Source organism: Actinoplanes sp. NPDC089786 (assembly GCF_040684855.1).
Classification (GTDB): Bacteria; Actinomycetota; Actinomycetes; order Mycobacteriales; family Micromonosporaceae; genus Actinoplanes.
The window spans coordinates 183504-208175 of record NZ_JBFBGU010000013.1; the positions used below are offsets into that span (position 1 = coordinate 183504).

A 24672-nucleotide genomic window follows, 5' to 3' on the forward strand; every position below is an offset into this window, starting at 1 on the left:
GGTCGCCGTTCAGACCCGGCGAGCGGTGACCAGCCACGCCCGCGAGTCGAACTGGACGCCGTCGTCGCCCAGGTGCGCGGAGAGTGTCTCCTTCAGCCGCCCGACCGCCCTTTCCACCCCGGCGGCGTCCAGCCGGCCCAACACCTCACTCGTACAGCTGAACCGCCGAACCCAAGCCAACGCACCGTCCACATCGGAACCATAGAAAACCGGCTCCCGGACATCCACAAGGGCGATGTCGCCGAACCCCGCGGCCCCGAGAATCCCCTCCACCGTCGACGGGTCACCGAGCGAGAACGGATCCAGACCAGTCCCGCCGCCGCACTTTGCCCCCTCACCGCTCTCCTCGTGATCACCAAGAGATCGACGGATCGAGACGGACCATTCATTGCGTTCGTGGGCCTGCCACACCAGCATCACCAGGCGCCCACCCGGCCGCAGCGCCCGTCCGATGTTGGCGAACGCCGCAACCGGCTCACCGAAGAACATCCCGCCGAACCGGCTGATCACCAGATCGAAGCGTTCCTCCGGAAACTCATGCACCTGCGCATCCGCACACTCGAAGGTGACGTTGCCCAGCCCTTCAGCCAGAGCAAGCCCTCTCGCCCGCTCAACCGCGGCACCGGAGATGTCGACCCCGAGCGCGCTGCCCGCATGAGCCGCCCGCGCCGCCTGACGGGTCGTCAGCCCACTGCCGCATCCCACATCCAGCACCTGGTCATCGGGCCGAACGCCGGCCGCCCGCCGCAGCATCTCGTTGTGTCGCCGCAGTTCGTCGTCGTAGCCGATCAACGCTTCCCCAAGATCAAATCCAACACGCGCGCCGCCACCTCCCCCACCCCGGCACTGGGTGGGTAAGAACGTAGCGCGCGATTTCGACGATCTGGTTGCCTGTCCACAGGCCAGTCTCCGATGCCGGCTGCCCTACCAGGGATCGCCCGCGCCGGAGAGTGGTCAAGGGAGCAGCGCGCCGCCCGCCCGCCGTGCCCACTCACCGTCGCTGCCGCCGCTCCCGGCCGACGGCCACGTCGCAAGAGCCGACGACCCCAAGCCGCCCCAGATACCGTCCCCACCCACCACCAAACACCCCAGCGGTAGCCCAGGCCGCGATCCAGCCCTGCCACCGGGCCCGCGAAACCGAAATGCCTCAGGAGCCGACCGCCTGGCGCAGCACCGAAGCGAAAACCCCCAGCCCCTCCTCGATCAACGCCGGATCCACCGCCCCGAACCCGAACACGAACCCAGCCATCCCGTCGGCCGAATATCCGGCCAGGTCGTCCAGGGCGACCCCGCGAGAAGCAGCCGCCGCCACCACCCGACCGGAGGAGCCCGACCGGAGCAACGCCGTCACATGCAGCCCGGCCGAGGACGGCACCACGTCCAGCGACGGGAGCGACGACAAGAAGGACACGATCGCCGCGTGGCGGGAAGCGTAGGACCGGGTGGCCCGGCGTACGTGCCGGGCGAGCTCGCCGTCGTCGATGAAGCGGGCCAGCGCCGCCTGCACCGCGGCCTGCCCGAAGCCGTCGGTGACCTGGCGGGCGGCCACGAGCGCGGGGCGCAGCGACGGCGGCGTGAGGACGAAGCCGGTCCGCACGGTCGGCAGCATGCTCTTGGAGAAGGTGCCGGCGTAGAGGACGCGGCCGGGGCCCAGCCCGTACAGCGGCTCCAAGGGTCTGGCGCTGAAGCGGAACTCGGAGTCGTAGTCGTCCTCCACGATGGCGGCGGGGCGGCGCCTCGCCCAGTCGAGCAGGGCGTGGCGCCGGGCCAGGCTCATCGGCCGGCCGAGCGGGAACTGGTGTGACGGCGTGGTGTAGACGAGCCGGGCATTTCCCGGCAGCGACCCGACGACCAGGCCTTCCGCGTCGACCGGGACGCCGACCACGCGGGCCCCGAGGGAGCCGAAGAGGCGCCGCGCCGGTGGGTAGCCGGGTTCTTCGACGGCCACCACGTCGCCGGCCTTGACCAGCACCCGGGCGATGATGTCGAGGGCCTGCTGGGCGCCGTTGGTGACCAGCACGTCGTCGGCGGTGACCCGGATCGAGCGGGACACGCCGAGGTAGCGGGCGATCGCGGCGCGCAGCGCGGGGTGGCCGGCCGGGTCGGCGTACGTGCCGGGGCTGTTGGCCCGCAGCCGGACCTCGGCCGCGACCAGCCGCCGCCAGGTGTCGAACGGGAACAGTTCGGCGTCGGGGATGCCGGTGCGGAAGTCGTAGCGAGGCTTGGTGTCGTCGGCGCTGACCGGCAGCGGGAGCAGGTCCCAGCCGGCGCGCGGGCGCAGCGGGTCGTCGACGGTCCGGCGGGGTGCGCTGCCGGTGCGTACCGGCGCCACGAACGTGCCGCGGCCGACGCGGGCGGTCAGATAGCCTTCCGCGACCAGGCGCTCGTACGCCGCCGCGACGCTTCCACGCGCCACGCCCAGCTCGGTCGCGAACGCCCGGGTGGCCGGCAGCCGCTGTCCGGTGGGCAGCCGCCCGTCCTCGATCGCCGCGCGCAACGCCCGGTAGACCCGTACCGTCTTCTCCCCGGCGCCGTCCAGGCTGATGACCAGGTCCACGTCAGTCGTCGCGCTCCTCGATGTCGATGTCGGGGGTGTCGCCGTCGCAGCCGATCCGCACCTTGACGCGGTCGTGGTTGTCGCTCACCCCGCGGAATTCGCCTTCCGCGCGGCCCATCTCGTGCAGGTTCCAGCCCTGCCCCGGTGACATGGACACGATCTCGGGCGCGCCGTCGACGCACCGGGCCACCACGGTCCCGCCCGGCGTACGGAAGGTCGAATTGTCCGAAGCAGGGGGAACGACCGACGGCGGCGGCGAGGGCACGAGCGAGGGCGGGGTGGAACCCGGAGGCTCCGCGGCCAGGCGGCGGGCCACCTCCGACTCGGGGAGCGGCCGCCCCACCGACCCGGTCAGCCCGTCGCCGATGACGCTGATCGCGACCAGCCCCACCAGCACGGCCAGCACGGCCGCGGCCAGCCAGCCCGCGGCGATGATCAGTCGCTGTGTGGTCATGGCCCCGACTATGCCCGGCCGGACGCTAAGACTGTGCCCCGCGCGCCCTAAAGGAGGGTTAAGAAGCACCTCGGCCGCGCGGGCAGCCGATAGCGTTCACGCCGTGGCCCACCTGCTTCTGATCGAGGACGACGCTGCCATCCGTACCAATCTGCTCCGCTCCTTGCGCGACCGCGGCCATGCCGTGGCCTCCTCGCACACCGCGATGGACGGCCTGCAGACGGCGCTGGCCGAGCGTCCCGACCTGGTGGTCCTCGACCTGGGCCTGCCCGACCTGGACGGCAAGGAGCTGCTGCGGATGCTGCGCGCGGTGAGCCGGGTGCCGGTGATCGTGGCGACGGCCCGCGACGACGAGGCCGAGATCGTGAAGGTGCTCGACGCGGGCGCCGACGACTACGTCGTCAAGCCGTTCACGGCGGCTCAGCTGGACGCCCGGGTCCGTGCGGTGTTGCGGCGCGGGGCGAGCGGGCGTACGGAGCCGTCCGTGATCGCCGTCGGTGGCCTGCGCATCGACCCCGGTGCCCGGACCGCGACCCTGGACGGTGCGGGCCTCGACCTGACGCCGCGCGAGTTCGACCTGCTGCACCATCTGGCCACGCGGGCCGGGCAGGTGGTGACGAAGCGCGAGCTGCTGAGCGAGGTGTGGCAGGTGCCGTACGGCGGCGCCGACAAGACCGTCGACGTGCATCTGTCCTGGCTGCGCCGGAAGCTGGGCGAGACCGCGCAGGAGCCGCGCTACCTGCACACGGTGCGCGGGGTCGGGGTCCGGTTGAGCGAGCCGTCGTGAGGCGCCGGCTGACCCTGCTGGTCGCGGCGACCACGGTGCTGGTGCTGATGGCGTTCGTCGTCCCGGCGGCGCTGCTGGTGCGCGAGGTGGCGGAGGACCGCGCGCTGAGCCGCGCCACCGACGTCATCCAGGCGCTGGTCCCGCTGGTCGGCGTCAGCGACCCCGGCCAGTTGCGCAACGCGGTCGACGGCGGCAACTTCCCGGTGACCGTCTACCTGCCCGGCGGCGGCGCCCCGATCGGCGAGCAGGTCGCGCCCACGCCGGCCGTGCGGCTGTCCCAGCTCACCAGGCAGCCGCTCACCGTGGACACCGCCGCCGGCATCGAGATCGTGGTGCCGGTCACCGGCACGAACGGCACGTCGGTGGTGCGCGCGGTGGTGCCGGACGCCGAGCTGACCCGCGGCGTGCCCCGGGCCTGGCTGGTGCTGGCCGCCCTGGGCCTGGCGCTGGTCCTGGTCGGCCTGCTGGTGGCGGACCGGCTCGCGCGTACCCTCATCGCCCCCATCGCCGACCTCTCCCAGGTCTCCCACCGGCTGGCCCGCGCCGAGCTGACCGCCCGCGCCGATCCGGCCGGGCCGCCCGAGATCCGTGAGGTCGCCGGCGCCCTGAACCACCTGGCCGGCCGCATCCAGGACCTGCTCAGCGAGGAACGCGAGCAGGTGGCCGACCTCTCCCACCGCCTGCGCACCCCGCTGACCGCGCTGCGCCTGGAGGCCGAGGCCCTGCACGACCCCGACGAGTCGGCCCGCGTCACGGCGGCCGCCGACGACATCGAACGCGCCGTGACCGCCGTCATCGAGCAGGCCCGCCGCCGCGGCACCGAACGCCCCGCCGCCACCTGCGACGCCACCGCCGTGGTCACCGCCCGCGTCGCCTTCTGGGCGGTCCTGGCCGACGACACCGACCGCGAGGTCCACCGCGACCTCCCCCAGGTCCCGCTGCCGGTCGCGGTGCCGGCCGACGACCTGGCCGCCGCCCTCGACGCCGTCCTGGGCAACGTCTTCGCCCACACCCCCGACGGCACCGCCTTCACCGTGTCCCTCACCCCGCGCCCCGGCGGCGGCGCCGTCCTCACGGTCGCCGACGAGGGTCCCGGCTTCCCCGCCTCGCACACCGGCGTCCTCCAGCGCGGCGCGTCCGGCGGCGGCTCGACCGGCCTGGGCCTGGACATCGCCCGCCGCGCCGCCGAGGAGAGCGGCGGCTCCCTGTCCCTCGACGCGGCCCCGTCGGGCGGTGCGCTGGTCCGCCTGGAGCTGGCGGTATAGCCGATCCGATATGACGCCTTGACCCAGCGTGATGCTTACGCTCTCCGCATGGTCTCTCTCCTTTGATCGAGTACGCCCACAGCAAAGTCCCGCCATCAACCGGATCAATTGCCTTGGTCCGGGCCGTAGCCGACCATCCGGCTGATGCGTCGGTCCGGCCAACCCCGTCAGTGGTAGGTCAGGGCGGTATCCGGGTCCCGGATACCGCCCTGACCTGCCACTGACAACGGGCCCACCCCACTGACAACGGGCCCGCCCCGCGCACACGACAGTGGCCCGGCCCGCTGCGCTCCGCAGCCGACCGGGCCATCGCCCGTACCGGGCCTGATCAGTCGTCGGAGCCGTGGCCGCCGTGCCGGCCTCCGCGGTCGTCGCCGCCCTTGTCGTCGCTGCCGTGACCGCCCCGGTCGTCGCTGCCCGAGCGACCGCGGTCGTCGTCGCTGCCCTTGACCCGGTGCCGGGTGACCGCGCCGGTCGACCGGTCCACGTCGATGTCGTGCTCGACGCCGTTGACGATGACGTCCACGTCCCAGACGGCCCGGCCGTGCTCGGTCTCCCGCTCGACGCTCTCGACCCGGCCGCCACCGGCCGCCCGGATCGCGATCGCCCTGGCCCGGTCGATGCCGATCCCGGCCGCCGAGGTGGCGCTCCGGCTCGACGGGCTGCTCGACGACGGTGACGAGGACGCCGACGACGAGGACGCCGACGACGACGGGTTCGGCGAGTCGTCGGTGGAAGAGCTGGGGCTGGGCGAGGCGCCGGCGCTCTCCGTCGCCGTCGGCTCGGCGACGTCCCCGTTCGGAAGCATCGTGACGGCCCCCGACGTGGCCTCGGGCGACGGGTCGTCGGCGCCGGCGGCGAGAGCGGCCCCGCCCACGGCGAGCGCCGCGACGGCGCCGACGGTGATTGCGGTGACCTTGCGGACCTTGTTCATTGCTTACCTCCGGTGCGATGCGTTCTTGATGACACCCACCGTCGCCGGATTCGCCCTATGGCCGCGCTGTGTGATCCCTAAGGCCGGGTTAAGCGCCGCGCCTGCCCTTGCCGACGCGATCCGGTGCCCAGCCGGACACGTCCACCGGGCGGTTGGCCGGACAAGCCGGGCGGCTCTCGGCCGTTGCCCGGGCCTATGGATAGGATTGTCGTGCAGGTCACGTTCGGCGCGGTCGTTCCCTGGCCCTCGGCCCGCCCCGTCCGTACGCTTCGGTAACACCGAATTGACGTTTGTGCAGCGGCAGAAGGCGGAGCCCCGATGGCTACAGAAGTCCCCTACCGGTCGATCTCCGACATGTTCCTGCAGCGTGTCAGCGCGACGCCGAACGCGAAGGCGTTCGCCACCCCCAGCGCTGACGACAGCTCGGTGAACTGGCTGACCTGGGCCCAGGTCGGCGCGCGGGTCAAGGCGATCGCCGCGGGCCTGCGTGAGATCGGGGTGGGTCTCGAAGACCGGGTGGCCATCCTCTCCAGCACGCGGCTCGAGTGGGTGCTGGTCGACTTCGGCATCAACTGCGCCGGCGGCGCGACCACCACGGTCTACCCCACCACCGAGCCCGAGGACGCGTCGTACATCGTGTCCGACTCCGGTTCGAAGGTGTTGATCGCCGAGAACCCGCAGCAGGCGATGAAGATCGCCGGGGCCGACACGTCGGTCACCCAGGTCGTGCTGATCGAGGGTCTGGCCGACTCCGGCGCGCAGCCGCCGCAGATCACGCTGGCCGAGCTCGAGGAGCGCGGCAACGCCGCGCTGGCCCAGAAGCCGACGCTGATCCAGGACATCTGCGACTCGATCGCGCCGGAGAACGTCGCCACCCTCATCTACACCTCCGGCACCACCGGCCGCCCGAAGGGCGTCGAGCTGCTGCACAGCGGCTGGACCTGGGAGGGCGTCGCGCAACAGAACCTGGGCCTGTTCGAGTCGACCGATCTCCAGTACCTCTGGCTCCCCCTGTCCCACTCGTTCGGCAAGACGCTGCTCTGCGGCATCGTCCATGTGGGCGTGCCGACCTATGTGGATGGCCGGGTCGACAAGCTGATCGAGATGCTCTCGGTGGTCCGGCCGACGCTGATGTGCGCGGCGCCGCGGATCTTCGAGAAGGTCTACAACCGCACCGTCACCACGGCGATCGGCGGCGGCGGGCTGAAGGCCAAGATCTTCAGCTGGGCGCTCGCCACCGGCAAGCAGAAGGTGGCACTGGAGCAGGCCGGCAAGCCGGTTCCCGGCTTCCTGAACGCGAAGTACGGTGTCGCCGAGAAGCTGGTCTTCTCGAAGATCCAGGAGCGGCTGGGCGGCCGGTTGCGGGTGCTGGTGTCCGGTTCGGCGCCGCTGAGCCACGACATCGCCGAGTTCTTCGCCGCCGCCAACCTGCCGATCATGGAGGGCTACGGCCTCACCGAGAGCAGCGCGGCCAACTTCGTCAACCGGCTCGGCAAGCTGAAGATCGGCACGGTCGGCCAGCCCCTCGGTGACCTCGAGTGCAAGATCGACTCGGACGGCGAGGTGCTCCTGCGCGGCGCCCCGGTCATGCGCGGCTACCACAACCTGCCGGCCGAGACGGCCGAAGCGTTCACCGAGGACGGCTTCTTCCGCACCGGCGACATCGGCGAGCTCGACAGCGACGGCTACCTGAAGATCACCGACCGCAAGAAAGACCTGGTCAAGACGTCCGGCGGCAAGTACATCGCCCCCAGCCACATCGAGGGCATGTTCAAGGCGGTCTGCCCGTACACGTCGCAGGCGGTGGTTGTCGGCCAGGCCCGCAACTTCGTCACGATGCTGATCAGCCTGGACGAGGACGCGATCAAGTCCTGGGCCGCGGGTGGCCCGCTCGAGGGCAAGCCGTACGCCGAGATCGTCGGTTCGGCCGACGCCGAGAAGATGGTCGCCGGCTACATCGAGGAGCTGAACGGCAAGCTCAACCGCTGGGAGACGATCAAGAAGTTCGCCATCCTCCCCCGCGACCTGACGATCGAGGACGGCGAGATCACCCCGTCCATGAAGATCAAGCGCCGCGGTGTCGAGGCCAACTTCGCCGAGCAGATCGAGAAGATGTACGCCGGTTCGCTGGCCCAGATCTGACGACCGTTGCAGCGCCCGCCCTCACCAGGGCGGGCGCTGTGCCGTTTCACCCCCACGGTTCCTGGTCGCTGCTCGCAGTCGGCGTCCTGCCGCCCCGGATGCCCGAGCCCGAGGTCCGATCGCGCGCTCAGCGTGACCACATTCTCGGCCAGGCGGATAACCGCCAGGAGCTCCACGCGCAATAGGGACGGAGTGGCGGAACAGCCGAGCTCAGGCGATGACCGCCGGCGTACGCCAGGTCGGGCGGGTGGTCTGGTCAAGATCATGGCGTACGGCGGCGATCCGCCGGATCGCCTCGGCCAGGTCGTCGGCGGGCAGCGCGAACGGCAGACGCAGGAACCGTTCCAGCGTGCCGTCGAGGCCGAACCGCGGTCCGGGGGCCAGCCGGACGCCGACCTCCTCGGCGGCCCGGGCCAGGGCGCTGGAGATCGGCCCGTCCAGTTCGGCCCACAGGCTCGCGCCGCCCCGCGGCACCGTGAACCGCCACTCCGGCAACTGCTCGCGCAACTCGGCGACCAGAGCGTCGCGTCGTTCGACGAGCTGCCGGCGGCGGGCCGCCACGATCGTCTCCGCGTCGGCCAGCAGACGCACCGCCACCAGCTGATCCAGCACCGGACTGCCCATGTCCACGCCCACCCGCAGCGCGGCCAGCCGCTGCACGAGCGGGGCCGACGCCCGGATCCAGCCGATCCGCAGTCCGCCCCAGTACGCCTTGCTCATCCCGCCGATCGACACCACCCGCGAGTGCCGGTCGAAGACCGCGACGGGCGGTGGCATCTCGAGGCCGTCCAGGGCCAGGTCCACGAAGGACTCGTCGGCGACCAGCTCGACGCCGCCGGCGTGGGCCGCCGCGACGAGGCGCTCGCGCAGTTCCGCCGACATCAGGTGGCCGGTCGGGTTCTGGAACTCGGGGATCACGTAGGCCAGCCGGGGCCGGGCCTGGCGCATCGCCTCCAGCAGCAGCTCACCGTCCCAGCCGGTGGCAGCGTCCAGGCCGTGCGTGCTGATCCGGGCGCGGCGGGCGGCCAGCGCGGCCAGCGCGTTGGGATAGGTGGGCGATTCGACCAGCACGTTGGCGCCGACCGGCAACGAGAGCCGGAGCACCAGGTCGAGGGCCTGCTGGGTGCCGCTGGTGATCAAGATCTGCTCGGCCGTGGTCGCCACCCCGCGGGCGGTGTAACCGGCGGCGACCACGTCACGCAGCTCGTGCAGCCCGGCCGGGCGGTAACCGGCGCTGCCGAGGTAGCGGGGCAGGTCGTCCGCGGCGGCCCGGGCGGCGGTGATCAGCTCGACCGGGGCGGCACAGGCGGCCACGCCGAGGTCGATCATGTCCGGGTCGTCCGAAGCGGTCCACAGGCCGGAGGTGGCGATGCGGTGGCCGGTGGGCAGCGTGGTCCAGCTGCCGGCGCCGCGGCGGCTGGTCAGGTGGCCGGTCTCGCGGAGCATCCGGTACGAGGCGGTGACCGTGGTGCGGCTGATGCCGAGGGCCTCGGCCAGCTCGCGTTCCGCGGGAAGGCGTACGCCCAGGGCCAGCCGGCCGTCGGAGAGCAGCCCGCGGACGGCGCCGGCGAGCGCGGCGTAGTCGGGGCTTCGATTGCGGCCCGGCAGGGAGTGCCATTGTCCGAGCAGACGTGCCAATTGGCTGCCTCGTACCGCGCTGGTCACAACCACCTCCGGCGAATTGGCTCTTGGAACGGAGCCAATTGGCCTCCAGAGTGGCACTCATGAGCGTCCTGAGCAACCGGCGGCTGGTCCGGCGAACCGTCCAGCTCTTCCTGGGCCTGATCCTCTACGGCGTCAGCATGGCGCTGATGGTGGAGTCCGGGCTCGGCCTGAACCCGTGGGACGTGTTGCACCAGGGGCTGTCGCGGACGCTGGGGCTGAGCATCGGCACGGTGGTGATCATCATCGGCGCCGTGGTGCTGCTGCTGTGGATCCCGCTGCGGCAGCGGCCGGGCTTCGGGACGATCGCCAACATCTTCGTGATCGGGTTCGCCATCGACGCGGCCCTTCTGGTCCTGCCGACCGCGACCGGGCTGCCGTTGCGCATCGCGTTCCTCGCGGCCGGGGTGCTGTTCAACGGCCTGGCGACCGGGCTGTACATCGGCAGCCGGCTGGGCCCGGGCCCGCGTGACGGGCTGATGACCGGCCTGCGGGCACGCCTTCCGCGGGTGTCGCTGCGCGTGATCCGCACCGGCATCGAGGTGCTCGTGCTGGCCACCGGCTTCCTGCTCGGCGGCACGGTGGGCATCGGCACGGTGGTGTATGCCCTGGCCATCGGGCCGCTGGCGCAGTTCTTCATCCCGCAGTGCACGGTGCGGCCGGCCGCGGCGGAGCCGGTCGGGGTTCGTCCTCAATAGACCGGGTGAAATGTCCGGAGCGGTACGAGACCCGGGACACAGCTTGGTGATCATCCCGACACATTCGCTTCCCGGTGGGCCGACCAGACGGCATCATGACGACATGGGGGCAGGGGCAGGGGGCTGGCATTGGAACGACGCGTGGATCTTCGTGTCCGTGGTGATCGCCGAACGCCTGGAGCGCGACCGCGCGCTGCACGCCGCCCTGCCGATGGTCGGAGCGACGCTCGCCGACGTATTGGCCGCCGCTGATTTCCTGCACCACAGCGTGCCGAGCCGCGCCGAATTGCAAGACTCGGTCCGTCGCCTGGCCGGGGCGGGACTTCTCACCATCGACGACGACCTGGTCGAGGTCGCTCCGGCCGGCGAGCAGCTGTGGCGGACGCGCCCTTTCAGCGGCCTGTCGTCGGCGGTGCTGTCTCTTCAGGCCCAGCTGAATCGATCCAGCACCCCGGGCGATCATGACTGGGCCCTCGACGATTCGACCTACGCGGCCGCGGTCCGCGAATACTCCCTGCGCCTGGCCGACGGCCGATAGCCCCCGCCGCGCGGCTGTGAGACGGCTGTGGATTTGGCCGCGGTGTCGGATCAATGACGGTTCGGGTGGTCGGCCGCTCATAGGCTGGGCCGATGTCGCTGCGTTCGCGAGTGCCCGCCGCGTTGACCGCCGCCGCCGCGGCTGTGCTGGTCGGGTCGCCGGCCGCCGGGGCCGACGGGCGGGCCACCATCGACATCTCGGGGGTGGCGTTCAGCGTCGCCCACGTCGACGTCCGGCAGGGCGCCGCCGATGTGGTGCTGACCTGGACCGTCACCGATGCCGACCCCGCGGCGCTCGCGGTCAGCGGGTCGGTGGAGCTGCGGCAGTTCGCCGGCGCGACGGCGGTGGGGGCCACCACGTTCATCCCCTACGACGCGGTCCTGGTGGGAAGCTCGCCGGGCGAGGCGCCGCGGGCCACGTCGCGGGTTCATCTTCCGGTGCCTCGGTACGGGGCCACGCCCGAGGCCGTCTGGCGGGTCACGAAGCTGACGGCTCATGACGTGAACGGGAACTTCCAGGCGCTCCGCGGCGAGGGCGTCGCCGAGTTCGGGGTGACCCAGCTGGTCGAGGCCGACGGGCCGGTGCTCGATCAGATCGCGCTCGGGCCGGCCCAGGCCACACACGTGCTGGACACCGGCGGCGGGGTCACGCTCGACTACCGGGTGACCGCCACCGATCTGCAGGCCGGCCTGTGGAAGGGGGAGCTGACCGTGGCCGGGCCGGAGGGGCGGCGGATCGGCACGCGCTTCTCGATGTCCGCCGACGGCCGGCCCCTGACCTGTGGTTTCGGGAGTCTGAGCAACAACATCTACGACCACGTCGAGTGCGCCGTCCAGGTGGACGTCCCAGCCGGCACCCCGGCGGGCGTGTGGACGCCGGCCCGGCTGGCCCTGACCGACCAGGCCGGCAACACCCGCGTCCTGAACCACCCGGCAGCGCCGAAGATCACCGTGATCTGAAGGCGGCCACCCGGCAGCGCCGACGATCACCGTGATCTAGCGGCGGACCGGGTGGCCCGATTCCCGGAGAGCGTCTTTGACCTCGCCGATGGCGAGGTCTCCGAAGTGGAACACGCTGGCCGCCAGGACCGCGTCGGCGCCGGCCGCCACGGCCGGCGGGAAGTGGCCCACCTGGCCCGCGCCGCCGCTGGCGATCACCGGGATGTCGACCACCTCGCGCACGGCCCGGATCAGCGGGAGGTCGAACCCGGCCTTCGTGCCGTCGGCGTCCATCGAATTGAGCAGGATCTCCCCGGCGCCCAGTTCGGCCACCCGGGCCGCCCACGCGATCGCGTCCAGGCCGGCGCTGCGCCGGCCGCCGTGCGTGGTGACCTCCCACGTGCCGTCCGGCGTTTTGCGCACGTCGAGCGACAGCACCAGCACCTGGTTGCCGAACCGGGACGCGATCTCGCTGATCAGCTCGGGGCGGTTGATGGCCGCCGTGTTCACGCCCACCTTGTCGGCGCCGGCCCGGAGCAGGACGTCGACGTCGGCGACCGAGCGCACTCCCCCGCCCACGGTCAGCGGGATGAACACCGTCTCGGCCGTGCGGCGCACCACGTCCAGCATGGTTCCGCGGGCGTCCGACGAGGCGGTCACGTCCAGGAAGGTGAGCTCGTCGGCGCCGGCCGCGTCGTACGCGGAAGCAAGCTCGACCGGATCGCCCGCGTCTCGCAGGTCGACGAAGTTGACGCCCTTGACCACCCGGCCGGCGTCCACGTCCAGGCAGGGGATGACCCGCACCGCGACCGTCACAGCTGCGCCTCCACTTCCACCTCGACCAGCAGAGAGTCGTCGATCAGCCCGGCCACGACGACCATCGTGGCAACCGGCCGTACCGATCCGAACAGCGAGCCGTGCACCTGCCCGACCTCGTCCGCGAAGGCCCGATCGGTGATGTACATCCGCGTGCGCACCACATTCTCGGCCGAGGCGCCGTGCGCGGCCAGGGCATCGAGCGCGATGGCGAAGGCGGACGACGCCTGCGCGGCGGCCGAAGGGCCCGGCGCGGTGGTCCCGGAGGTGATCACCCGGTCGCCGATGCGACGAGCGCGCTGATAGCCGTACCGCGATTCCCAGCGGCTCATGCCGCCGCCAGCACGTCCAGCGCCTCACGCACGGTGAACGCCCCGGCGTAGAGCGCCTTGCCCGCGATGACCCCCTCGACGCCGACCGGCTCCAGCGTGGCCAGGGCGCGCAGGTCGTCCAGGGTGGACACACCGCCGCTGGCGATCACCGGGCGGTCGGTCTGCTCGCACACGGAGCGCAGCAGGTCGAGGTTGGGCCCGCGCATGGTGCCGTCCTTGGTGATGTCGGTGACCACGTACCGGGCCGCGCCGGCCTTGTCCAGGCGGGCCAGCACCTCGTACAGGTCGCCGCCGTCGCGGGTCCAGCCGCGGGCCGAGAGGGTACGGCCACGCACGTCGAGCCCGATGGCCACGCGGTCGCCGTACTCGCCGACGATCCGGTCGCACCACGACGGGTCCTCCAGCGCCGCCGTGCCGATGTTGACCCGCGCCGCGCCGGTGGCCAGCGCCCTGGTCAGCGACTCGTCGTCGCGGATGCCGCCGGAGAGTTCGACCTTCACGTCGAGCCGGCCCACCACGTCGGCCAGCAGCCCGGCGTTGGAGCCGCGGCCGAACGCGGCGTCGAGGTCGACCAGATGCACCCACTCCGCCCCGTCGTTCTGCCACGCCAGCGCCGCCTCCAGCGGGTCGCCGTACGCGGTCTCCGACCCGGCCGCGCCCTGCACGAGGCGAACGGCCTGGCCGTCGGCGACATCCACGGCGGGCAGCAGTGCGAGCGTCACAACATCTCCAAAAGTCAGCGGCGGCCGAGGACGACAACCGTGAGTGCGGGCAGGACCAACAAGATCAAGGCGATGAGTACGATACGGAGCGCGACATCCGGCACCAGGAACCAGACCGCCGACGCCGCCACCAACGGCACCACGACCAGCCCGATCCGCTCGGCCCGGCGGAACCGGTAGACCGTCCCGGTGCGCCCGCGCCGCTTCGGGGTGAGCTTCCGCACCACGTCACGGCGTTGCTGCCGCCGGGCCACCTTGCGCGCCCGGACGGCCTTCTCCTTCTCCAGCACGGCCAGCCGCTCGGCCCGCCGTCGCGCCCGCTCCTTGGACATCAGAGCTGAGCGACCCAGTTGCGCAGCAGCGCGTACCCGGCGTCCCCGGATTTCTCCGGGTGGAACTGCGCGGCCGACAGCGACCCGAGCTCGACGGCCGCGGCGAAGGGCTGATCATGCGACGCGGTCGTGATCAACGCGCCGGCGCCGGCGAGCAGATCAAGATCCGACGCCGCGTACGAGTGGACGAAGTAGAACCGCTCCCCCGCCGGCGCGTCCGGCAGCAACCGCGACCCGGCGGGCACGGTGACCGTGTTCCACCCCATGTGCGGGATCCGGGTGGCGGTGAGCCGGGTGACCGACCCGGGCAGCGCCCCGATCCCCTTGGTCTCGACCCCGTGCTCGACCCCGGAGTCGAACAGGATCTGCATGCCGACGCAGATGCCGAGCACCGGCCGCCCGGCCGCGACCCGGTCGGTGATGACCGGGGCGGCGCCGAGCGCGTCGATGCCGGCCATGCACGCGGCGTAGGCGCCCACGCCCGGCACCACCAGTCCGTCCGCGGCGGCCGCCTCGTCCAGCGAGGACGTGACCGTGACCGAGGCCCCGGTGCGGGCCAGCGCCCGCTCGGCCGAGCGGAGGTTTCCGGAGCCGTAATCGAGAACCACAACGTTCGGCGACATCAGCCGTCCCCGGGCATCAGCCAGAGCACGCCACCGGTCGCGGCCAGCACCGCGAGCACGGCGACGAGCCCGATGCTGAACTTGGTCGCGCCCTGCCTGGCCAGCGAGATCACCCCGCCGACGAGGATGCCGGCCACGATGAACAGCACGATCGCCATCAGAGCACGCCCTTGGTGGACGGCAGCTGCCCGGCGTTGCGCGGGTCGATCTCGACGGCCTCGCGCAGCGCCCGGCTGAACGCCTTGAACTGGGCCTCGACCACGTGGTGGGCGTCGGCCTTGCCGCCGTCACGGGCCGCCCGCAGCACGCTGACGTGCAGGGTGAGCTTGGCGGCGAGCCCGAACGACTCGAAGATGTGCCGGGTCATGCTGGTCGGGTAGACCGGCCCGATGTACGGCGCCAGCTCCGGCTCGTCGTGCACCACGTACGGCCGGCCGGACAGGTCGACGGCGGCCCGGCACAGCACCTCGTCCATCGGGATGGTGGCCGACCCGTACCGCCGGATGCCGGCCTTGTCGCCCAGCGCGCGGGCGAACGCCTCGCCCAGCGCCAGCGCGGTGTCCTCCATCGTGTGGTGCGCGTCGATCTCCAGGTCGCCCTCGGTGCGGACGAGCAGATCGAACCCGCCGTGCCGGGCCAGCTGGTTGAGCATGTGGTCGTAGAAGCCGACACCGGTGGACAGGTCACCCTTGCCGGCGCCGTCGAGGTCGATCTCGACGAGCACCTTGGTCTCGTTGGTGACGCGCTCGATGCGCGCGGTGCGGCTCACGGCAGTGCCTCCAGAAAGGCGTCGGTCTCGGCGGGGGTTCCAGCGGTCACGCGTAGCCAGCCCGGCAGGCCGACGTCACGCACCAGCACCCCGCGGGTCAAAAGGTGCTGCCACACTACTTTCTGATCCTTGGGCCGTTGATCACCGCCTACTTCGAAGAGCACGAAGTTGGCGTCGCTGTCGGCCACCCGCAACCCGCGGTCCCGCAGGGTGCGGACGATGCGGTCGCGCTCGCTCTTGATCGCGTCGACGTTCGCGAGCAGAACCTCACGGTGGGCCAGCGCGGCGCGAGCGGCCGCCTGGGTCAAAGACGACAAATGGTACGGCAACCGCACGAGCTGCACGGCGTCGACCACCGCGGGCGCGGCGGCCAGATAGCCCAGCCGGCCCCCGGCGAACCCGAACGCCTTGCTCATCGTCCGGGTCACCACGAGCCGGTTGGAGGACGACAGCGACGACAGCGCGCTCGGCGTTCCCGGCCGGGCGAACTCCGCGTAGGCCTCGTCCACCACGACCATCCCGACACCGCAGTCGAGCACCGCGTTGATCACCTCGGGGTCGAGCGCGGTTCCGGTGGGATTGTTCGGCGAGCACAGGAAGGTGACATCGGGCCCGTGCCGCAGAACCACGTCGGCGGCGGCGTCCGGGGTGAGCCCGAAGTCCGGGTCACGCAGGGCGCCGATCCACCGCGTCCCGGTGCCCGCGGCGAGGAGCGGATGCATGGAGTACGACGGGCCGAAGCCCAGCGCCGTCCGGCCCGGCCCGGCGAACGCCTGGAGCAACTGCTGCTGCACCTCGTTCGACCCGTTGGCCGCCCACACCCGGTCGGCGGTCAGGCCGTGTCCCAGATAGGCGGCGAGATCGGCGCGCAGGGCATCGGCCTCGCGGTCGGGATAGCGGTTGAGGTCGCGCAGTTCGGCCTGCACGGCCTTCCCGATCGCCTCCGCCACCTCGTCCGGCAGCGGGTACGAGTTCTCGTTGGTGTTCAGCCGCACCGCGACGTCGAGCTGAGGCGCGCCGTAGGGCTTCTGTCCACGAAGGTCGTCGCGGATGGGCAGATCGTCGACCGTGAGGTTGGCCCAGGGAAGCGGCTGAGACTCCGGAACCGGCTGGGACGCGGTCACGACGGGAACCGCGCCGTGACGGCCTGACCGTGGGCCGGCAGGTCTTCGGCGTTGGCCAGCGCCACGACATGCGGCGCGGCGGCGCGCAGGGCCGCCTCGTCGTAGTCGATCACGTGGATGCCCCGCAGGAACGACTGCACCGACAGCCCGGACGAGTGCCGCGCGCAACCGGCGGTCGGCAGCACGTGGTTGGACCCGGCCGCGTAGTCGCCGAGCGACACCGGCGAATAGGCCCCGACGAAGATCGCCCCGGCGTTGCGGACCCGCATCGCCAGATCGCGAGCATTGCGGGTCTGGATCTCCAGGTGCTCCGCCGCGTACGCGTCGACCACGGCGAGGCCCTGCTCCACATCGTCGACCAGCACGATGCCGGACTGCCGGCCGCCCAGCGACTCGCGCACCCGGGACTCGTGCTTGGTCACGCCGACCTGGAGGGACAACTGCGCGTCGACCGCGTCGGCCAGCGCGACCGAGTCGGTGACCAGCACCGAAGCGGCCAGCGGATCGTGTTCGGCCTGGCTGATCAGGTCGGCGGCGACGTGGGCCGGGGCGGCGGAGTCGTCGGCCAGGATGGCGATCTCGGTCGGGCCGGCTTCGGCGTCGATGCCGACGCGACCCTGGAGCAGCCGTTTGGCCGCGGTGACCCAGATGTTGCCCGGCCCGGTGATCATGTCGACCGGAGCGCAGGCGTCGGCCTCGTCGGCGCCGGCCGAGCCGTAGCCGAGCATGGCGATCGCCTGGGCGCCGCCGACCCCGTAGACCTCGGTGACGCCGAGCAGGGCGCACGCGCCGAGGATGGTGGGGTCGGGCAGCCCGTTGTTGGACTGCTGCGGCGGGCTCGCCACGGCCAGCGACTGGACCCCCGCCTCCTGAGCAGGCACCACGTTCATCACCACGGTGGAGGCGAGCACGGCCAGGCCGCCGGGGACGTAGAGGCCGACCCGGGTGACCGGGACCCACCGCTCGGTGACCGTTCCACCCGGGACGACCTGGGTGGTGACGTCGGTCCGGCGCTGGTCGGCGTGCACCCGGCGGGTCCGCGCGATGATTTCCAGGAGCGCCGCGCGTACATCGGGATCGAGGGTTTCCGCGGCAGCGGCGATGGCGGCGGGCGGCACCCGGAGGCGGGCCAGCTCGACCCCGTCGAAGCGATGGGTCGCGTCTCGGATCGCGGCGAAACCATGCTCCCGCACCGCCTCGACGGTCGGGCGGATCTGCTCGACCGCGGCGGAGACGTCGAGTTGAGCACGGGGCAGCAGGTCGCGCGGGTCGTCCGAGGAGCCGCGCAGGTCGATCCGATTCAGCACGTGGCTAATTCTAGGCCGGGCCGGATTATGCGCCGGAGGCCGATTCCAGCCATCGGGATGGCCGGTATGCCCGAATGGCCGTCACATCGCCCCACCCGGCGCAAGCGCGGACAGCAATCATGCCGATACGCTCGCCGGGTGGGCACGATTCTCCCGGTCTTTCCGTTGAGCACGGTGCTTTTCCCCGGGCTCGTCCTGCCCCTGCACATCTTCGAGGAGCGCTACCAGACGCTGGTGAACGAGCTGGTGGCCGCGCCCGAGGACGGGCCGCACGAGTTCGGCGTGGTGACCCTGCGACACGGGTCCGAGGTGCTGACGCCGGCCGAGGGCGAGTCCGGCCCGCCGGTGGCGGAGTCACCGGTCACCGCCGAGCAGCTCTACGAGGTGGGCTGCACCGCCGAGCTGCGCCAGGTCACCGAGCTCGAGGACGGACGGTTCGACATCGTCACGGTGGGGCGGCGCCGGTTCCGGGTGCTGGCGGTGACCGCCGGGCCCGAGCCGTACCTGACCGCCGAGGTCGAGTGGCTGCCCGAGGAGGAAGCCGCCGGCGAGACGGCCGACCTGCTGGCCCCGCGGGTGCTGGCCGCCTTCCGCACCTACCTCGACCTGCTGCGCCCGGCCACCGAGGTGCTCGACGCGGTGCCCGACGACCCGACCGTGCTCTCCCACCTGGTCGCGGCGACGGCCCAGCTCACCACCGACGAACGGCAGCTGCTGCTGGCCGCGCCCGACACGGCGAGCCGGCTGCGCACCGAGCTCAAGCTGCTCAACCGCGAGGCGGGCCTGCTGGCTCGGGTCCGGGCGGTGCCGGTGCCGCTGTCCGATCTGGCTCGCCCGGCAAGCCCGAACTGACCTCGGCCGGCGGCGGCATCGGCGCGTTGCCCAGGTCGTTGCCGTAGCCGGGGCGGGAGCCGGGCGCGTCCAGGTCGGGGTCGTTGGCCCAGCCCGCCATCAGGGTCAGCACGATGGCCGCCCCGAACGCGGCGACCAGGAGCGCCCCGTACGCGCTGAGGTCGGGTGGCGCGGTGTAGGTGGCCCCGGGTGACGACGAGCCACGCCAGTCCTCGTACGCCCCCAGCCCGATCAGCCGCCCCACCTGCCAGGCCACCACCGGCGCGGCCAGCGTGCCCAGGATCACGCCGCCGAGCAGCCACGGGCCGCGGTTCCGGCGCAGCACCAGCCACGCGACCACGGCCGCGAGCAGGCCGAAGACCAGGCAGAGCAGGCTGAACCAGCCGTCCGCGGCGATGTACTCCTCGGGCGACGGGTCGTTCACCACGACCCGTCCCTGCCCGGCGTTGATCACCGGGATGGTCGGCGCGAGGAAGTGCCACAGCACGCCGAGCGGGCCGCCGGCCACCGCGAGCGCCACGGCCGTGGCGCCGGCCACGGCCAGGTCACGGCCGAGCGGGCGGCGCGGCGGCGGAGGCGGCTCCACCACCCAGGAGTACGGCGCCTCGGTGTCCGGGTTCACGCTTCGATCCTGCCAGGCCCGCTCAGGCCACCGCGGACGGGCCGAGAATCATCTTCAGGTCGGCCCGCAGCGCCGGGGTGGGCGCCACCTTGAACCCGCCCAGCCGCATCACCGTGGTCCGGCCGCCGTTCACCAGGTTGACGTGCACCTCGCAGCCGCCGGGGTGGCTGACCAGGATCTCCTTGAGTTCCTTGACCAGCGGGGGCGTGCACCGGGTGATCGGCATGGTGAGGGTGACCGGCTTGGTGTCGGGGTTGTGCGTGACGTCCGGCAGGGACATGTCCATCGCCATGATCCGCGGGGTGTCGTCGCGCCGGTCGATCCGGCCCTTGACCACCACGATCGCGTCCTCGGCGATGTACTGCCCGATCACCTCGTAGGTGTTCGGGAAGAACAGCGCCTCCACTCCACCGGCCAGGTCTTCCAGCGTGGCCGAGGCCCAGGCCCGGCCCTGCTTGGTGATCCGACGCTGCACGCCGGTGAGGATGCCGGCCAGCGTGACGACCGAGCCGTCCGGGACCGAGCCCTCCTCGTTGAGCGAGGCGATCGTGGTGTCGGCCGCGTTGGCCAGCATCTGCTCCAGCCCGGCCAGCGGGTGGTCGGAGACGTACAGGCCGAGCATCTCGCGCTCGAAGGCCAGCTTGTCGCGCTTGTCCCACTCTCCATCTGGGATAACCGGCATCACGGCGCTGGTCGACATCTCGACATCGCTGCCAGCTCCGAAAAGGTCGAACTGTCCGGTTGCTTCCTTGCGCTTCAGCTCTGTGTATCCATCGATTGCTTCTGCATGGATGGAGAGCAAACCCTTTCGAGTCTCCCCCAGAGAGTCGAAAGCGCCGGCCTTGATCAGCGATTCGATCGTCCGCTTGTTGCAGACCACCGCGTCGACCTTGGACAGGAAGTCGTAGAAGTCTTGGTATTCGCCCTTCTCGGTGCGGCACCGGGCGATCGACTCGACCACGTTGGCGCCGACGTTGCGCACCGCGCCGAGGCCGAAGCGGATGTCCTTGCCGACCGGGGTGAACGGGCCGGCCGACTGGTTGACGTCGGGCGGCAGGACCTGGATGTGCATCCGGCGGCACTCCGCCAGGTACATCGCCATCTTGTCCTTGTCGTCGCCGACGCTGGTCAGCAGCCCGCCCATGTACTCGGCCGGGTAGTGCGCCTTCAGGTACGCGGTGAAGTACGAGACCAGGCCGTACGCGGCCGAGTGGGCCTTGTTGAACGCGTACCCGGCGAACGGGACCAGCACGTCCCACACCGCCTGGATCGCCTCGTCGGAGTAGCCCTTCGCGCGGCAGCCGTCCCGGAACGGGATGAACTCCTTGTCGAGGATCTCCTTCTTCTTCTTACCCATCGCCCGGCGGAGCAGGTCGGCCTGTCCCAGCGTGTAGCCGGCCAGGATCTGCGCGGCGCGCTGCACCTGCTCCTGGTAGACGATCAGGCCGTAGGTCGGCTCCAGGATCTCGCGCAGCGGCTCTTCCAGCTCGGGATGGATCGGCGTGATGTCCTGCAGCTTGTTCTTGCGCAGCGCGTAGTTGGTGTGCGACTCGACGCCCATCGGGCCGGGGCGGTAGAGCGCCAGCACGGCCGAGATGTCCTCGAAGTTGTCCGGCTTCATCAGCCGCAGCAGCGAGCGCATCGGGCCGCCGTCGAGCTGGAACACGCCCAGGGTGTCGCCGCGGGCCAGCAACTCGTAGGCCGGCTTGTCGTCCAGCGGGAGGGCCAGCAGGTCGAGGTCGAGGTCGTGGTTGAGCTTGATGTTCTTGACCGCGTCGTCGAGGATCGTCAGGTTCCGCAGCCCGAGGAAGTCCATCTTGAGCAGGCCGAGCGTCTCGCAGGTCGGGTAGTCGAACTGCGTGATGATCACGCCGTCGCTGGCCCGGCGCATCAGCGGGATGTGCTCGATGATCGGCTCGGCCGACATGATCACGCCGGCCGCGTGCACCCCGGTCTGCCGGATCAGGCCCTCGATGCCGCGGGCGGTGTCGATCACCTTCTTGACGTCGGGGTCCTGCTCGTACAGCGTGCGGACCTCGCCGGCCTCGCCGTACCGCTTGTCGTCGGAGTTGAAAATGCCGGACAGCGAGATGCCCTTGCCCATCACGTCGGGCGGCAGCGCCTTGGTGATGCGGTCGCCGACCGCGAACGGGTAACCCAGCACCCGGGCCGAGTCCTTGATCGCGGCCTTCGCCTTGATCGTGCCGAAGGTGGCGATCTGGGCGACCTTGTCCTCGCCCCAGCGGTCGGTCACGTACTTGATGACCTCGCCGCGCCGGCGCTCGTCGAAGTCGATGTCGACATCGGGCATCGAGATGCGCTCGGGGTTGAGGAACCGCTCGAAGATCAGGCCGTGCGGCAGGGGGTCGAGGTCAGTGATGCCCATCGCGTACGCGACCAGGGAACCCGCCGCCGAACCACGGCCGGGGCCGACCGCGATGCCGTTCTTCTTCGACCACTGGATGAAGTCGGCGACCACGAGGAAGTACGACGGGAAGCCCATCTGGATGATGACCCCGAGCTCGTACTCGGCCTGCTTGACGTGCGTCTCGGGGATGCCGTCGGGGAACCGGCGCTTGAGCCCCTCGAACGCCTCGTGGCGGAAGTACTCCTCCTCGGTGTAGCCGTCCGGGATCGGGAACCGGGGCATCAGGTTCTTGAACGTGAACATGCCCTCGGTGTCGACCCGCTCGGCCACCAGCAGCGTCGTCCGGCAGCCTTCCTGCCAGGCCTCGGAGGAGTCGACCGCACGCATCTGGTCGGCCGACTTCACGAAGTAGCCGTTGCCGTCGAAACGGAACCGGTTGGGGTCGGCCACGTTGCTGCCGGTCTGCACACACAGCAGCACGTCGTGGGCGGCCGACTGCTCCTCGAAGGTGTAGTGCGAGTCGTTGGTGACCAGCGGCCGGATGTTGAGCTTCCGACCGATCTCGAGCAGGCCGTCGCGGACCCGCTTCTCGATGGACAGGCCGTGGTCCATGATCTCGAGGAAGTAGTTGTCCTTCCCGAGCGCCTCCTGGTACATCGCCGCGGACTTCAGGGCCTCGTCGAACTGGCCCAGCCGCAGGCGGGTCTGCACCGCGCCGGACGGGCAGCCGGTGGTGCCCATGATCCCCTCGGCGTGCTCGGCGATGGTGTCGAAGTCCATCCGCGGGTACTTGCCGAGCTGGCCCTCCATCGACGCCCGGGAGCTGAGGCGGAAGAGGTTCTTCAGGCCGACCGCGTTGCGCGCCCACATCGTCATGTGGGTGTACGCGCCGTTACCGGAGACGTCGTCGCTCTTCTGCTCGGGCCGGCCCCACTTGATGCGGCTCTTGTTGAAGCGGGAGTCGGGCGCCACGTAGGCCTCGATGCCGATCACCGGGGTGATCTCGGCCGCCCGGGCCTGGGTGTAGAAGTCGTACGCCCCATGCATGTTGCCGTGGTCGGTGATCGCCGCGGCCGGCATGCCCAGCCGTTTCGCCTCACCGAGAAGGTCCTTGACCCGGGCGGCTCCGTCGAGCATCGAGTACTCGGTGTGCACATGCAGGTGCACGAAGGAGTCAGACACCCGGGCCCCCTCTCGCCGCCGTCGAAATCAGCGTCCCCGAGCCTAGTCCGAGACCCTCCGTGGTCGTTGGCGACCCGCCCTGGCTACTCGGCGAACGGCTCGATCATCATCGACGCCGCCTTGATCCACGCGGCTCGGGTCTCGGGCTGCAGGTCGGCGTACTCGATCGACGATCCGACCTCGAGCGACGGGTCGTAGGGCACCACCGCGACGGCCCGGGTCCGGGTGCCGAAATGCTTGACCAGGTCGTCGAGCAGCGGGGCCTTCCCGGCCGACGGGCAGGAGATCAACGTCACGGCGTTGCGGACCAGATCTTCCTGGCCGGTCTCGTCGAGCAGGTCGAGCATCCAGTCGGCGGTGAACGCGGCGTCCTCCCGCGGGACCGTGGTCACCACGAGCTGATCGGCCGCTCGCATCACCGTCTGCCAGTTGACGCTCTCGACGTTGTTGCCGGTGTCCACGCAGATCACGTCGTGGGTGCGGCGCAGCAGGTCCATCACGCGGCGCACGGTGTGCTGGTCGAGTCGCTGGGCGAAGCGCGGGTTCTCCTCGCCGGCCAGCACGTCGTAGGAGCCGTCCGAGGCGTGTCGCAGGTAGCCGTCCAGCTCCTGGAGCAGAGCGTCGCCATGCATGTTCTCGATCTGGAGCAGATCGTGCAGCAGGTGCCGGATGGTCCGGGCGTGACGGGCGCTGCCGGCCCGCAGGCCCAGCGTGCCCCGCAACTCGTTGTCGTCCCAGGCCAGCACGCCGCGGCCGCGGACACTGCCGATGGTCGCGGCGGCGAGCACGGTCGCGGTCGTCTTGTGTACGCCACCCTTGGGGTTGGCGAACGCCAGCACCCGCGGCCGGCCGACCTTGCGCCGCAGGATCTGCACCGCGCGGTCGGCCTCTTGCGCCGGCGCGGCCTGCCGCCACTCGATGCGGGCCGGCGCCGGGGACTGCTGGGCGATCGTCGGCCGGGCCACCGGGGGCAGGACCGGCGGCGGAACGGCGGCCGCGGCGCGATAGGCCGGTTGTGGCGGCGGGGCGCCCGGGGTGAAGTAGCTGTGCGGCTGAGCCGGGGCGGGCGGAGGCGCGGCCACCGCGTCGGCGCGCCCTTGGAAGCCCTCGGCGAGGCGGGAGCGGCGTGGCTCGAGCGGGTTGACCGGCCGCTGTTCCAGGGGGTTGGGCGACCGCTGCTCGAGCGCGCCGGCCGAGCGCTGGTCGAGCGGGTTGGCCGAGCGCTGGTCGAGCGGGTTCATCGGCCGCGGCTCGGGCTGCGGGGGCATCGGCCGGGCCGGGGTACGCCGGTCGAGCGGGTTCACCGGCCGGCGGTCGAGCGGGTTGGCCGGGCGGGCGGCGGGCTGCTCGTAACCGTTCTGCCGGGGAGCGGGCTGGCCGTTCTCGGGGCGTGCCGTCTCGGGCAGCCACGAGCGCCGGTCGAGCGGGCGCATCGGCAGCGGCTGGGCTGGGGCCGACGGACGCCGCGGCTCGGGCGCGCTCTCGTCGGCCGGCTCCTCGGGCTCGTCGTCGTGCGGGGACCGCGACCCGTGGCGGGCGCGGTCGAGCAGACCACGCCAGCGGCGCCCGGAGTCCGCAGGCCGGCCCCAGCCGGTCTCGGTCCCGTCCACGGCTCGTCCTCCCTGCGTAACTCGATGATTCCTCTGGG

General features: G+C 71.6%; 24 protein-coding genes. 7 read left to right on the forward strand and 17 right to left on the reverse strand.

Annotated elements, in window-relative coordinates:
* Positions 1–9 precede the first annotated feature (9 nt).
* The 3 genes from AB0O15_RS30655 to AB0O15_RS30665 all read right to left on the reverse strand — a co-directional run bounded on the left by AB0O15_RS30655 (position 10) and on the right by AB0O15_RS30665 (position 3011).
* Complete coding sequence (locus AB0O15_RS30655) at positions 10–792, reverse strand: class I SAM-dependent methyltransferase (RefSeq protein WP_364325366.1); 783 nt, start codon at positions 790–792, stop codon at positions 10–12.
* A gap of 355 nt (positions 793–1147) precedes the next feature.
* Positions 1148–2557 carry a PLP-dependent aminotransferase family protein gene (locus AB0O15_RS30660; protein WP_364325369.1) on the reverse strand — a complete coding sequence of 470 codons (1410 nt, stop codon included), beginning with the start codon at positions 2555–2557 and terminating at the stop codon, positions 1148–1150.
* Between the two features lies 1 nt (position 2558).
* Positions 2559–3011, reverse strand: a complete 453-nt coding sequence (locus AB0O15_RS30665; protein WP_364325371.1) for a hypothetical protein — start codon at positions 3009–3011, stop codon at positions 2559–2561.
* 103 nt (positions 3012–3114) lie between these two features.
* Here AB0O15_RS30665 and AB0O15_RS30670 point away from each other — a divergent pair, with 103 nt between their 5' ends.
* Positions 3115–3798: a response regulator transcription factor gene (locus AB0O15_RS30670; protein WP_364325374.1), complete on the forward strand. Its 684-nt coding sequence runs from the start codon at positions 3115–3117 to the stop codon at positions 3796–3798.
* A complete protein-coding gene (locus AB0O15_RS30675) occupies positions 3795–5063 on the forward strand; it encodes a HAMP domain-containing sensor histidine kinase (RefSeq protein ID WP_364325377.1) in 1269 nt (422 codons plus the stop codon). The genes AB0O15_RS30670 and AB0O15_RS30675 overlap by 4 nt, the downstream gene beginning before the upstream one ends.
* Positions 5064–5391: 328 nt before the next feature.
* On the opposite strand, the gene AB0O15_RS30680 is transcribed toward AB0O15_RS30675, so the two are convergent.
* Positions 5392–5997 carry a PepSY domain-containing protein gene (locus tag AB0O15_RS30680; RefSeq protein WP_364325379.1) on the reverse strand — a complete coding sequence of 202 codons (606 nt, stop codon included), beginning with the start codon at positions 5995–5997 and terminating at the stop codon, positions 5392–5394.
* Between the two features lie 318 nt (positions 5998–6315).
* Between AB0O15_RS30680 and AB0O15_RS30685 the strand changes: the two genes are divergently transcribed.
* Positions 6316–8139: a long-chain fatty acid--CoA ligase gene (locus AB0O15_RS30685; protein ID WP_364325382.1), complete on the forward strand. Its 1824-nt coding sequence runs from the start codon at positions 6316–6318 to the stop codon at positions 8137–8139.
* 210 nt (positions 8140–8349) lie between these two features.
* Here AB0O15_RS30685 and AB0O15_RS30690 read toward each other — a convergent pair whose 3' ends face one another.
* The gene (locus AB0O15_RS30690; protein ID WP_364325385.1) at positions 8350–9804 is read right to left on the reverse strand and encodes a PLP-dependent aminotransferase family protein; all 1455 of its coding nucleotides are present in this window, start codon (positions 9802–9804) and stop codon (positions 8350–8352) included.
* A gap of 59 nt (positions 9805–9863) precedes the next feature.
* Here AB0O15_RS30690 and AB0O15_RS30695 point away from each other — a divergent pair, with 59 nt between their 5' ends.
* The 3 genes from AB0O15_RS30695 to AB0O15_RS30705 all read left to right on the forward strand — a co-directional run bounded on the left by AB0O15_RS30695 (position 9864) and on the right by AB0O15_RS30705 (position 11996).
* Positions 9864–10499, forward strand: a complete 636-nt coding sequence (locus AB0O15_RS30695) for a hypothetical protein (protein ID WP_364325388.1) — start codon at positions 9864–9866, stop codon at positions 10497–10499.
* A gap of 103 nt (positions 10500–10602) precedes the next feature.
* Positions 10603–11037, forward strand: a complete 435-nt coding sequence (locus AB0O15_RS30700; protein WP_364325391.1) for a hypothetical protein — start codon at positions 10603–10605, stop codon at positions 11035–11037.
* Between the two features lie 92 nt (positions 11038–11129).
* On the forward strand, positions 11130–11996 hold the full coding sequence (locus AB0O15_RS30705; RefSeq protein WP_364325394.1) for a hypothetical protein: 867 nt from the start codon (positions 11130–11132) through the stop codon (positions 11994–11996).
* A 36-nt stretch (positions 11997–12032) separates the two neighbouring features.
* On the opposite strand, the gene hisF is transcribed toward AB0O15_RS30705, so the two are convergent.
* From hisF to hisD, 9 genes are read right to left on the reverse strand one after another with little or no spacing between them, the layout of a single operon-like run.
* Positions 12033–12791 (reverse strand): imidazole glycerol phosphate synthase subunit HisF, encoded by a 759-nt coding sequence (gene hisF / locus AB0O15_RS30710; RefSeq protein ID WP_364325397.1) that lies wholly within the window; start codon positions 12789–12791, stop codon positions 12033–12035.
* Positions 12788–13123 carry a Rid family hydrolase gene (locus AB0O15_RS30715; protein WP_364325400.1) on the reverse strand — a complete coding sequence of 112 codons (336 nt, stop codon included), beginning with the start codon at positions 13121–13123 and terminating at the stop codon, positions 12788–12790. The genes hisF and AB0O15_RS30715 overlap by 4 nt, the downstream gene beginning before the upstream one ends.
* Positions 13120–13845: a bifunctional 1-(5-phosphoribosyl)-5-((5-phosphoribosylamino)methylideneamino)imidazole-4-carboxamide isomerase/phosphoribosylanthranilate isomerase PriA gene (gene priA / locus AB0O15_RS30720; RefSeq protein WP_364325403.1), complete on the reverse strand. Its 726-nt coding sequence runs from the start codon at positions 13843–13845 to the stop codon at positions 13120–13122. The genes AB0O15_RS30715 and priA overlap by 4 nt, the downstream gene beginning before the upstream one ends.
* Positions 13846–13859: 14 nt before the next feature.
* Positions 13860–14177, reverse strand: a complete 318-nt coding sequence (locus AB0O15_RS30725) for a hypothetical protein (RefSeq protein ID WP_364325406.1) — start codon at positions 14175–14177, stop codon at positions 13860–13862.
* The gene (hisH, locus tag AB0O15_RS30730; RefSeq protein ID WP_364325409.1) at positions 14177–14800 is read right to left on the reverse strand and encodes an imidazole glycerol phosphate synthase subunit HisH; all 624 of its coding nucleotides are present in this window, start codon (positions 14798–14800) and stop codon (positions 14177–14179) included. Before hisH ends, AB0O15_RS30725 begins: the two co-directional genes overlap by 1 nt.
* A complete protein-coding gene (locus AB0O15_RS30735) occupies positions 14800–14958 on the reverse strand; it encodes a hypothetical protein (RefSeq protein ID WP_364325412.1) in 159 nt (52 codons plus the stop codon). Before AB0O15_RS30735 ends, hisH begins: the two co-directional genes overlap by 1 nt.
* A complete protein-coding gene (gene hisB / locus AB0O15_RS30740; RefSeq protein ID WP_364325415.1) occupies positions 14958–15569 on the reverse strand; it encodes an imidazoleglycerol-phosphate dehydratase HisB in 612 nt (203 codons plus the stop codon). Before hisB ends, AB0O15_RS30735 begins: the two co-directional genes overlap by 1 nt.
* Complete coding sequence (locus AB0O15_RS30745; protein WP_364325418.1) at positions 15566–16693, reverse strand: histidinol-phosphate transaminase; 1128 nt, start codon at positions 16691–16693, stop codon at positions 15566–15568. Before AB0O15_RS30745 ends, hisB begins: the two co-directional genes overlap by 4 nt.
* A complete protein-coding gene (gene hisD, locus AB0O15_RS30750; RefSeq protein ID WP_364325421.1) occupies positions 16690–18000 on the reverse strand; it encodes a histidinol dehydrogenase in 1311 nt (436 codons plus the stop codon). Before hisD ends, AB0O15_RS30745 begins: the two co-directional genes overlap by 4 nt.
* A gap of 138 nt (positions 18001–18138) precedes the next feature.
* On the opposite strand from hisD, the gene AB0O15_RS30755 reads away from it, so the two are divergent.
* Positions 18139–18852 (forward strand): LON peptidase substrate-binding domain-containing protein, encoded by a 714-nt coding sequence (locus tag AB0O15_RS30755; RefSeq protein ID WP_364325424.1) that lies wholly within the window; start codon positions 18139–18141, stop codon positions 18850–18852.
* On the opposite strand, the gene AB0O15_RS30760 is transcribed toward AB0O15_RS30755, so the two are convergent.
* The 3 genes from AB0O15_RS30760 to AB0O15_RS30770 all read right to left on the reverse strand — a co-directional run bounded on the left by AB0O15_RS30760 (position 18767) and on the right by AB0O15_RS30770 (position 24634).
* Positions 18767–19474 carry a hypothetical protein gene (locus AB0O15_RS30760; protein WP_364325426.1) on the reverse strand — a complete coding sequence of 236 codons (708 nt, stop codon included), beginning with the start codon at positions 19472–19474 and terminating at the stop codon, positions 18767–18769. The two genes, AB0O15_RS30755 and AB0O15_RS30760, sit on opposite strands and share 86 nt — an antisense overlap.
* A gap of 22 nt (positions 19475–19496) precedes the next feature.
* Positions 19497–23024 carry a DNA polymerase III subunit alpha gene (gene dnaE / locus AB0O15_RS30765; protein ID WP_364325429.1) on the reverse strand — a complete coding sequence of 1176 codons (3528 nt, stop codon included), beginning with the start codon at positions 23022–23024 and terminating at the stop codon, positions 19497–19499.
* A gap of 83 nt (positions 23025–23107) precedes the next feature.
* Positions 23108–24634: an AAA family ATPase gene (locus AB0O15_RS30770; protein ID WP_364325432.1), complete on the reverse strand. Its 1527-nt coding sequence runs from the start codon at positions 24632–24634 to the stop codon at positions 23108–23110.
* Positions 24635–24672 lie beyond the last annotated feature (38 nt).

What these genes read in the sequence shown, in the direction of transcription:
- AB0O15_RS30665 (WP_364325371.1), bottom strand. Translation starts at nt 3,011, where the DNA reads ATGACCACACAGCGACTGATCATCGCCGCGGGCTGGCTGGCCGCGGCC.
- AB0O15_RS30680 (WP_364325379.1), bottom strand. Translation starts at nt 5,997, where the DNA reads ATGAACAAGGTCCGCAAGGTCACCGCAATCACCGTCGGCGCCGTCGCG.
- AB0O15_RS30685 (WP_364325382.1), top strand. Translation starts at nt 6,316, where the DNA reads ATGGCTACAGAAGTCCCCTACCGGTCGATCTCCGACATGTTCCTGCAG.
- AB0O15_RS30695 (WP_364325388.1), top strand. Translation starts at nt 9,864, where the DNA reads ATGAGCGTCCTGAGCAACCGGCGGCTGGTCCGGCGAACCGTCCAGCTC.
- AB0O15_RS30700 (WP_364325391.1), top strand. Translation starts at nt 10,603, where the DNA reads ATGGGGGCAGGGGCAGGGGGCTGGCATTGGAACGACGCGTGGATCTTC.
- AB0O15_RS30705 (WP_364325394.1), top strand. Translation starts at nt 11,130, where the DNA reads ATGTCGCTGCGTTCGCGAGTGCCCGCCGCGTTGACCGCCGCCGCCGCG.
- AB0O15_RS30715 (WP_364325400.1), bottom strand. Translation starts at nt 13,123, where the DNA reads ATGAGCCGCTGGGAATCGCGGTACGGCTATCAGCGCGCTCGTCGCATC.
- AB0O15_RS30725 (WP_364325406.1), bottom strand. Translation starts at nt 14,177, where the DNA reads ATGTCCAAGGAGCGGGCGCGACGGCGGGCCGAGCGGCTGGCCGTGCTG.
- hisH (WP_364325409.1), bottom strand. Translation starts at nt 14,800, where the DNA reads ATGTCGCCGAACGTTGTGGTTCTCGATTACGGCTCCGGAAACCTCCGC.
- AB0O15_RS30735 (WP_364325412.1), bottom strand. Translation starts at nt 14,958, where the DNA reads ATGGCGATCGTGCTGTTCATCGTGGCCGGCATCCTCGTCGGCGGGGTG.